The sequence below is a fragment of the Phyllobacterium sp. genome (assembly GCF_037994425.1).
In the GTDB taxonomy this organism is placed as follows: domain Bacteria; phylum Pseudomonadota; class Alphaproteobacteria; order Rhizobiales; family Rhizobiaceae; genus Phyllobacterium.
Genome location: NZ_JBBNAM010000350.1, coordinates 1 through 8,426 on the forward strand (window position 1 = coordinate 1; position 8,426 = coordinate 8,426).

Sequence of the window (8,426 nt, forward strand, 5' to 3'; positions counted from 1 at the left end):
CCGGATATCCGGCGCCGCTTTGTAAAACCTAGTCAGGATTGCGACAACGCTACTCGCCATTGCCCTCGTTCATGTCGGGAACTGATCCCGACGACTTCCTGGCATTGCGGTCGGCCATAAAGCGGTCGAACTCTTCCCTGTCCTTGGCCCGGCGCAGCTCCTGCGCATAAGCCTCGAACTCAGCGCGCATTTCTTCGAGCTTGCGGCGTTCCTCGTCGAGGCGCTCGAGCTCTTTTTCACGCCATTCGTCGAAGGCGACGTTGCCCGTGCCGAACGGACCTCTGCCGAAACGATGCGAACGATTGCGGCGGAATGCACCGCAGACGTTTTCAGCAGCGTTGTTCATTTCGTGTTTGAATCCGCCAAACCGGTTGCCCCAGACAATGTAGGCAAGCATGGCTAAGCCAAGTGGCCAGAACAGCATGAAACCGATAATCATCAAAGCGATGGTTGCCGGGGTCCAGCCTGGCCGGATCAAAGCAGCATTGTTCATCTAAAGCCCTTCCTTACTCACGAAAGCCCGACCCGGATTGGTCGATCGATATCGACATGGGAAGGAAATTTTGGCTTTTCAAGAAAACGTGATCCCAAATGCGACAAGCCTTTGGAATCAGGCTGCTTTCTTTGCGTGATCGAGCCAATAGACCAGCAGTCCGGCGACAAGCGCCCAGAAGGCCGCACCGATCCCGGCAATCGAAATGCCGGACGCCGTGACGGCAAAAGTCACGATTGCGGCAAGGCGCTCGGCCTCGACCTTGAGGGCAAGCGTGAGTGCGTTGGTGAAGGCGCCGATCAGGGCGAGGCCGGCGACGAGGGCAATCAGCGGCGCTGGCAGGACGGCGAAGAGCGCGACGAGGGAAGCGCCGAAGATCGCAAATATCAAATAGGATAGCGCGTAGAACGGTCCGGTGAGCCAGCGCTTCTCCGGATCGGGATGCGCGTCCGGCCCGGTGCAGATCGCCGCGGAGATTGCGGCCATGTTGCTCGTGTGGCCGCCGAAGGGTGCGCTGAAAAGGGAAACGAGACCGGTCACCTGCAGTGCCGCGGCTGTCGGCGGCTCGTACCCGGCCGCGCGCAATACCGCAAAACCCGGCAGGTTCTGCGAAGCCATGGTGACGAGATAGAGCGGAAGGGCAAGTCCGATCATGGCGCGTGGGTCGAATACCGGCATGATCAGCGTTAACGTGGAGAGTTCGACGGAAGGAACGCTGGCAACGCGTCCGCTGGCAAAGGCGTAGATCGCGCCGCCGAAAAGCACCGCAAGCACCGCCATGGCCGGGCTATACAGGCGAATGATGAAAAACAGCGCCGCCAGCGGCAACACGAAAAGCGGATCGACAGGTATTGTCCGGGCCGCGCCGACGAGGAAGGCGAAGAGGACGCCGGCGAGCATGCCCGAGGCGATCGAAGCGGGGATTTTCGACACAAAGGCCGAAACCGGCTTGACCAGTCCGGTGAGGATAATGGCGAGCGCCGTGACGATGAATGCGCCGACCGCCTGCTGCATCGTGAAGCCGATGGACCCGCCAATAAGCGCAAGGCCGGGTGTAGACCAAGCGCTGATGATCGGCATTTTGTAGCGCCAGCTGAGGTAGCCGGTGGCGAAGAACATGGCGAGGCAAACGGCAGTCACCCAGCTTGCGGTCTCCGCCTGGGTTGCGCCCAACGCCTGCGCCGCCGCGATGATCAGTGCCAGCGTCCCACCAAAACCGACGACCGCGGCAACGACGGCAGAAGCAATCACTGAAAAGCGCATGATGGAGGTTGACCTATTGAATGTGCGGGCGGGACAGTGGAGGTGTCGTGCGATCGACCATTGAAGATACGGTTCGCGTCAGAAGTTCAAGGTCCTGCGGCCGGGAAAGTCGATGGTCGCCATCGCGAACGAGGGTAATGGTCACATCGTCGACGGGCAGATGATCAACAAGCCTCAGGGCATGACGATAAGGTACGTCCTCATCTTCCATCCCCTGTAGAATGTGAACCGGGCAATCGGTCTGGATGACCCCCTTCAGAACCTGGTTCGCCCTACCATCTTCGAGCAGCTTCCTTGTATAGATATAGGGCTCGGGGGAGTACTCCGACGGTTCTTCCATAGAACCCCGTTCGGCGATCTGCCGCCGCTGGTCATTGGTCAACTGCGGCTCGACGAGCTCTGAGGTGAAGTCTGGCGCTGGTGCAATGAGGACGAGACCGGCTATGCGGCCACCTTCGCCGATCTTTTGCAGTTCCTCGACGAGTCGAAGGGCGATCCATCCCCCCATGGAGGATCCGACCACAATCTGCGGACCGGTGGTAAATTGTCGGAACACGCCGATGCTTTGTTCGAGCCAGAGCGATATTGTGCCGTCGCGAAATTCGCCGCGCGACTCGCCGTGGCCCGAATAGTCATGGCGAAGGAAGGCGAGGCCGTTGCTCTCGGCCCACTGATCGAGCCACTCGGCCTTGGTGCCCAGCATGTCCGATCGATAGCCCCCGAGCCAGACGATACCGGGCCCGCCTCCCTGCCTCTGCCGGAAAGCGATCTCGATTCCATTGACTGCGAGAAATTGTGGCGGGGGTGGATTCATGAACAGGAACCTGTCTTTCTATTGAAGTACTGCTTTTTGCCATGACCCGGATGAGCAATAAAGGGCACAACATTGCATAAAACTGAAACAATCCTATGTCTGTTATGGATGATTTATCCCAAAAAAAATGGTATTGGCTTGGACGAGCGCACACAAGCATTGCGGCCTTGATCCGACGGTGCTATTTGCGTTGACCGAAATAATTCAAGGAGACTACTGCCATTCGCCGACCCTTTAGAGCACAGGCGGTCCAGAAAGATGGACCTCGTTCGAACCGCGATATTCGCGTACCTCAGGTACAACTCATCGATGCCGAAGGTGAAAACCATGGTATCGTCACTATTCAGGCAGCATTGGCAATGGCCGATGAGGCTGGACTCGACCTTGTCGAGATCGTGCCCAATGCCGAGCCGCCGGTCTGTAAGATCGTTGACCTGGGGAAGCTGAAATACCAGGGCCAGAAGAAGGCAGCCGAAGCGCGAAAGAAGCAGAAGACTGTCGAAATCAAAGAAATCAAGATGCGCCCGAATATCGACACGCATGACTATGATGTGAAGATGAAGGCGATCAAGCGGTTCTTCGACGAGGGCGACAAGGTCAAGGTCACGCTGCGTTTCCGGGGCCGTGAAATGGCCCACCAGGAACTCGGCATGCGCCTGCTGGATCGCGTCAAGGAAGATACGGTCGAAATTTCCAAGGTTGAGGCCGAGCCGAAGCTCGAAGGCCGTCAGATGATGATGGTGCTCGCACCACGCTGATTTGGCCCCCACCAGGAAAAAGAGCCGCCTTCGGGCGGCTTTTTCATTTACAATCGCCCTTGATCGATTCAGTTGTTGCGCTTTTTTAGACTTCTGGTAATAAGGCCCCGTTCTAACCGCCCGGCAGGGCATGCCGTGGCGGTTTTGCATGCTTTCAGGCTTTGGTCGGCCTGAAGTCGAAAAACAGGATGCCACCGTTTCATGGAAGCGACAGGCTCCTTTAGAAGAATGGAGTAGCAAAATGCCCAAGATGAAGACCAAATCTGCTGCCAAGAAACGGTTCAAGGTGACCGGGACTGGCAAAGTCAAAGCCGCCGCCGCTGGCAAACGCCATGGCATGATCAAACGTTCGAACAAATTCATTCGTGACGCACGTGGCACAATGGTTCTTTCCGATGCCGATGCGAAGATTGTGAAGAAGTTCTTGCCCAACGGCCTCTAAGCCGGGCGCGTTTTTAGTCCCTAGGACGAGGAGATCATATCATGGCACGTGTAAAACGGGGCGTTACGTCCCACGCCAAGCATAAAAAAGTTCTGAAGCAGGCCGAGGGTTTCCGCGGCCGCCGCAAGAATACCATTCGCACCGCAAAGGCTGCCGTTGACCGTTCGAAGCAGTACGCTTACCGCGACCGCAAGAATAAGAAGCGCACGTTCCGCGCTCTCTGGACCCAGCGCATCAATGCTGCCGTGCGTGAGCATGGCCTGACCTACAGCCGTTTCATCGACGGCCTGTCGAAGTCGGGTATTGAAGTTGACCGCAAAGTTTTGTCGGATCTCGCGATCCACGAGCCGGAGGCATTCGGTGCACTCGTCGCTTCTGCCAAGAAGGCGCTTGAGTACCTCAAGAATACCACTCCGAACGCTTTTGAAGGCGCTGTTCACTAAGCCCAGCGCTCCCAAAGCATTTCGGAAAATTAGACTTGGGAAACCCGCGCTGGCTCGGCTGGCGCGGGTTTTTCGATTTTTGTCATTGACGATCAAACAGGTGATGAACGATGGACGACCTGGTAGAACTGGAAAGTGTGCTTGCCGCGCAGATTGAGTCAGCCAATGACGAAGCGGCTATTGAAGCCGTTCGCATCGCCGCACTCGGCAAGAAGGGCTCAATATCGGAAAAGCTGAAGTCGCTTGGCGCGATGTCGCCGGAAGAGCGCCAATTTCAGGGCCCCGCCATCAACGGACTGAAGAACCGGATCACCGAGGCGCTGACGGCGCGCAAGGCTGCGCTCAAGGATGCGGCAATCACAGTTCGCCTCGAAAAGGAGAAGGTCGATGTTACACTTCCCGTCCGCGCCGCCGCAGTTGAGCGCGGCCGCATTCATCCGATCAGCCAGGTCATCGACGAGATAACGGCGATCTTCGCCGACATGGGCTTCTCCATTGCCGAGGGACCGGATATCGAGACGGATTATTACAACTTCACAGCGCTGAACTTTCCGGAAGGCCACCCGGCGCGCGAAATGCACGACACGTTCTTCTTCAATCCGGACGAAAACGGCGAACGGCGCGTCTTGCGCACGCATACGAGCCCTGTCCAGATCCGCACGATGGAGAACCAGAAGCCGCCAATCCGTATCGTGATTCCGGGCAAGACCTACCGGATGGATTCCGACGCGACCCATTCGCCGATGTTCCATCAGGTCGAGGGCCTCGTCATCGACAAGACGGCCAATGTCGCCAACATGAAGTGGGTGCTCGAAGAATTCTGCAAGGCCTTCTTCGAGGTGCCGTCGCTGAAGATGCGCTTCCGTCCGTCCTATTTCCCGTTTACGGAACCGTCGCTCGAGGTTGATATCCAATGCGATCGCTCGGGCAAGGAAGTGAAGTTCGGCGAAGGCACCGACTGGATGGAGATCCTTGGTTGCGGCATGGTGCATCCAAACGTGCTGCGCGCCGGCGGGCTCGATCCCGATGAGTACCAGGGCTTCGCCTGGGGCATGGGCATCGACCGCATCGCCATGCTGAAATACGGCATGCCGGATCTGCGCGCCTTCTTCGACGCGGATGTGCGCTGGCTGTCGCATTACGGCTTCCGCCCGCTCGACATGCCGACGCTGTTCGGAGGCCTCAGCGCGTGAGCGGAGTGCCCGAAGCGTACAAGGATGCACTGACATTCGCATTTGGCGATTCGCCGGCGCTCGCCGACGAGTTGCTCGCCCTTGTACTCGCTGGCAAGAAGACGGCGACCTGCGCGGCTGTGCGTGACTACGCTGAGAACGACCCGAACAAGCCCGTCGTCGGGCGCAGGGACGTTGTAATGGATGGCGCCGGGCGCCCCGCCGCGGTGATCGAAACCATCGAGATCACCCATCGGCGTTTCGATGCAGTCGGTGAGGAGTTTTCCCGCGACGAAGGCGAAGGCGACAGGACGCTTGCCGAATGGCGCGAGGGTCATGAAGCCTACTTCCGACGCAACGGCGACTTCTCGCCTGATATGGAACTTTTGTGTGAGCGGTTTCGCCTGGTCGAAATCCTCGAACGCTAAAACTTCAAAACGAGTGAAATCATGAAATTCACACTCTCCTGGCTGAAAGATCATCTCGAAACGGAGGCTTCGCTCAACGAGATCGTTGAGACGCTGACGATGATCGGGCTCGAGGTCGAGTCCCTTGATGACAAGGCGGCGCTGAAGCCGTTCGTCATCGCGAAAGTATTGACTGCGGCAAGGCATCCCGACGCCGACAAATTGCAGGTTCTGACCGTCGATACGGGCGACGGCAAGCCGCTGCAGGTCGTATGCGGCGCGCCTAATGCGCGTGCCGGGCTGATCGGCGCATTCGCGGCGCCCGGCACCTATGTCCCGGGCATTGACCTGACGCTGTCGGTTGGCAAGATTCGTGGCGTCGAGAGCCATGGCATGATGTGCTCGGAACGCGAATTGCAGATGTCGGACGAGCACAACGGCATCATCGACCTCCCGTCCGACGCGCCGGTCGGCACGAGCTTCGCGGCCTATGCGGGCCTTGACGACCCGGTCATTGAGATCAATCTGACGCCAAACCGCCCAGATTGCACAAGCGTCTATGGTATTGCCCGCGATCTCGCAGCCGCCGGGATCGGCCAGCTGAAGCAACAGCCCATTGCATCCGTTAAAGGATCGGGCGAGCCGCAGGTTCAGGTTTCTCTCGATCTTGGCGAGAACCGTCACCTTTGCCCGGGTTTCGCCTGGCGCACGGTCAAGGGCGTCAAGAACGGGCACAGCCCGCAATGGCTGCAGCAGCGCCTCATTGCCATAGGCCTCAGGCCGATCAATGCGTTGGTCGACATTACCAATTATTTGACCTTCGACCGCGGTCGCCCGCTTCACGTGTTCGACGCGGACAAGGTCAAGGGCAACCTTACGGTTCGCCATGCAAAGACGGGCGAGGAAATCCTCGGCCTCAATGGCAAGGAATATGCACTGGGCCCGGACAATGTCGTCATCGCCGATGCGGATGGCGTCGAGTCGATCGGCGGTATCATGGGCGGCGAGCATTCAGGCTGCGATGAGAACACCACCAATGTCGTGATCGAATCGGCGCTTTGGGATGCGATGAACATTGCCCGCACCGGTCGCAACCTTGGCATCATCACTGATGCGCGCTACCGCTTTGAGCGTGGCGTCGATCCGGAATTCATGATTCCGGGCCTTGAGCTTGCAACGCAGCTCGTCCGCGATTTCTGTGGCGGAACGCCGTCGGAGGCGAAGGTTGTCGGCTATGAGGGTCACACGCCGAAACTCGTCCGCTTCCCTATAGCTGAGGTAAAGCGCCTGACCGGTGTCGATGTGGCGTCGGATATCAGTCTCGATATCCTTTCCCGCCTCGGCTTTGAGCCGCAAGGCAAGGGTGAGGCTGTGGATGTGCTGGTGCCATCATGGCGCCCGGATATCGACGGCAAGGCCGATCTCGTCGAGGAGGTCATGCGCATCCACGGTGTCGACCGCATCGAGCCGCAGCCCCTGCCGAGCCATGCGACGGTCAATGGCAAGATACTTACCACGCTCCAGATACGTACCCGCAACGCGCGTCGGGCGCTCGCGACACGCGGCATGATGGAGGCGGTCACCTGGTCGTTCATCTCGGAAACGGCAGCCAAGGCATTTGGTGGGGGGCAGCCGGAACTGAAGCTCGCCAATCCGATCGCTGCTGATATGTCGGATATGCGTCCTTCGCTGTTGCCAGGCCTTCTTGCCGCTGCCCAGCGCAACGCCGATCGCGGCTTCAGCGATCTAGCCTTGTTCGAGGTTTCAGGAACCTATGAGGACGACACGCCGGAAGCCCAGCGACGCGTCGCTGCGGGCGTTCGCCGCGGCACGGCGCGTCCTGACGGTTCCGGCCGCCATTGGGCCGGCAATGCTGCGCCTGTGAGCGTTTTCGACGCGAAGGCGGATGCGCTTGCCGTGCTCGAGGCCTGCGGCGCGCCGGTCGACAAGCTGCAGATCGAGCAGGGGGCTCCCGGCTGGTATCATTCCGGCCGGTCGGGTGTAATCAAGCTCGGCCCCAAGGTAATCCTTGGAACCTTCGGCGAGTTTCATCCGAAGACGCTGGAAACGCTCGATGTTGGCGGCACGCTTAGCGGGTTCGAGGTTTTCATCGATGCAATTCCGGAGCCGAAGCAGAAGGCGACGCGTACCAGGCCCGCGCTAAATCTGTCTGATTTCCAGGCGCTGCGCCGCGATTTCGCGTTTATCGTCGACAAGACCGTTGAGGCGGGAACCGTCATCCGAGCTGCCCTTTCCGGCGACAAGAAGCTCATCACCGGCGTTCAAGTCTTCGATGTGTTCGAAGGTGCCTCGCTTGGTGAGAACAAAAAATCGGTGGCGATCGAAGTGGCGATCCAGCCGCAGGAGCGCACGCTGACGGACGAGGATCTCGAAGCCCTCTCGAAGCGGATCGTCGAGAATGTCGCCAAGCAGACTGGCGGGGTGTTGCGGCGGTAAAAGGGCCTTCTCCTGGAGGGATTTTTAGAAGGGTGCGTGATTGCCTCCCCACCGTGTTTACGGCCCGGGCTTCCGCGATCCTGATCGGTCGCAGTCATCAGGGCTGCGCGCCCAATTTTTCTTGGAACAACCGTGTAAAGGTAGGCTTAGAGATGCATGCCGACAATCGACAAATGG

Annotated in this window: 9 protein-coding genes; 6 read left to right on the forward strand and 3 right to left on the reverse strand. The window is 58.9% G+C overall.

Annotated features, from left to right (window positions below; translation table 11 throughout):
- Nucleotides 1-49: 49 nt before the first annotated feature.
- From AAAB35_RS23345 to AAAB35_RS23355, 3 genes are all read right to left on the reverse strand, one after another.
- Nucleotides 50-493 carry a DUF2852 domain-containing protein gene (locus tag AAAB35_RS23345; RefSeq protein ID WP_340670666.1) on the reverse strand — a complete coding sequence of 148 codons (444 nt, stop codon included), beginning with the start codon at nt 491-493 and terminating at the stop codon, nt 50-52.
- Between the two features lie 117 nt (nt 494-610).
- The gene (locus AAAB35_RS23350; RefSeq protein WP_340670667.1) at nt 611-1,756 is read right to left on the reverse strand and encodes a benzoate/H(+) symporter BenE family transporter; all 1,146 of its coding nucleotides are present in this window, start codon (nt 1,754-1,756) and stop codon (nt 611-613) included.
- Nucleotides 1,757-1,769: 13 nt separating this feature from the next.
- A complete protein-coding gene (locus AAAB35_RS23355; RefSeq protein WP_340670668.1) occupies nt 1,770-2,570 on the reverse strand; it encodes an alpha/beta hydrolase in 801 nt (266 codons plus the stop codon).
- 221 nt (nt 2,571-2,791) lie between these two features.
- On the opposite strand from AAAB35_RS23355, the gene infC reads away from it, so the two are divergent.
- The 6 genes from infC (at nt 2,792) to pheT (ending at nt 8,249) form a co-directional block, all read left to right on the forward strand.
- Entirely contained in the window at nt 2,792-3,328 is a 537-nt protein-coding gene (gene infC, locus AAAB35_RS23360) for a translation initiation factor IF-3 (RefSeq protein ID WP_036813559.1), read from the forward strand.
- 241 nt (nt 3,329-3,569) lie between these two features.
- Nucleotides 3,570-3,770, forward strand: a complete 201-nt coding sequence (rpmI, locus tag AAAB35_RS23365) for a 50S ribosomal protein L35 (RefSeq protein WP_027230885.1) — start codon at nt 3,570-3,572, stop codon at nt 3,768-3,770.
- A gap of 41 nt (nt 3,771-3,811) precedes the next feature.
- Nucleotides 3,812-4,213 carry a 50S ribosomal protein L20 gene (gene rplT, locus AAAB35_RS23370; protein ID WP_027230884.1) on the forward strand — a complete coding sequence of 134 codons (402 nt, stop codon included), beginning with the start codon at nt 3,812-3,814 and terminating at the stop codon, nt 4,211-4,213.
- Between the two features lie 110 nt (nt 4,214-4,323).
- Nucleotides 4,324-5,406: a phenylalanine--tRNA ligase subunit alpha gene (gene pheS, locus AAAB35_RS23375; RefSeq protein ID WP_340670670.1), complete on the forward strand. Its 1,083-nt coding sequence runs from the start codon at nt 4,324-4,326 to the stop codon at nt 5,404-5,406.
- Nucleotides 5,403-5,813 (forward strand): ASCH domain-containing protein, encoded by a 411-nt coding sequence (locus tag AAAB35_RS23380; protein WP_340670671.1) that lies wholly within the window; start codon nt 5,403-5,405, stop codon nt 5,811-5,813. The genes pheS and AAAB35_RS23380 overlap by 4 nt, the downstream gene beginning before the upstream one ends.
- A 21-nt stretch (nt 5,814-5,834) precedes the next feature.
- Complete coding sequence (gene pheT / locus AAAB35_RS23385) at nt 5,835-8,249, forward strand: phenylalanine--tRNA ligase subunit beta (RefSeq protein ID WP_340670673.1); 2,415 nt, start codon at nt 5,835-5,837, stop codon at nt 8,247-8,249.
- Nucleotides 8,250-8,426 lie beyond the last annotated feature (177 nt).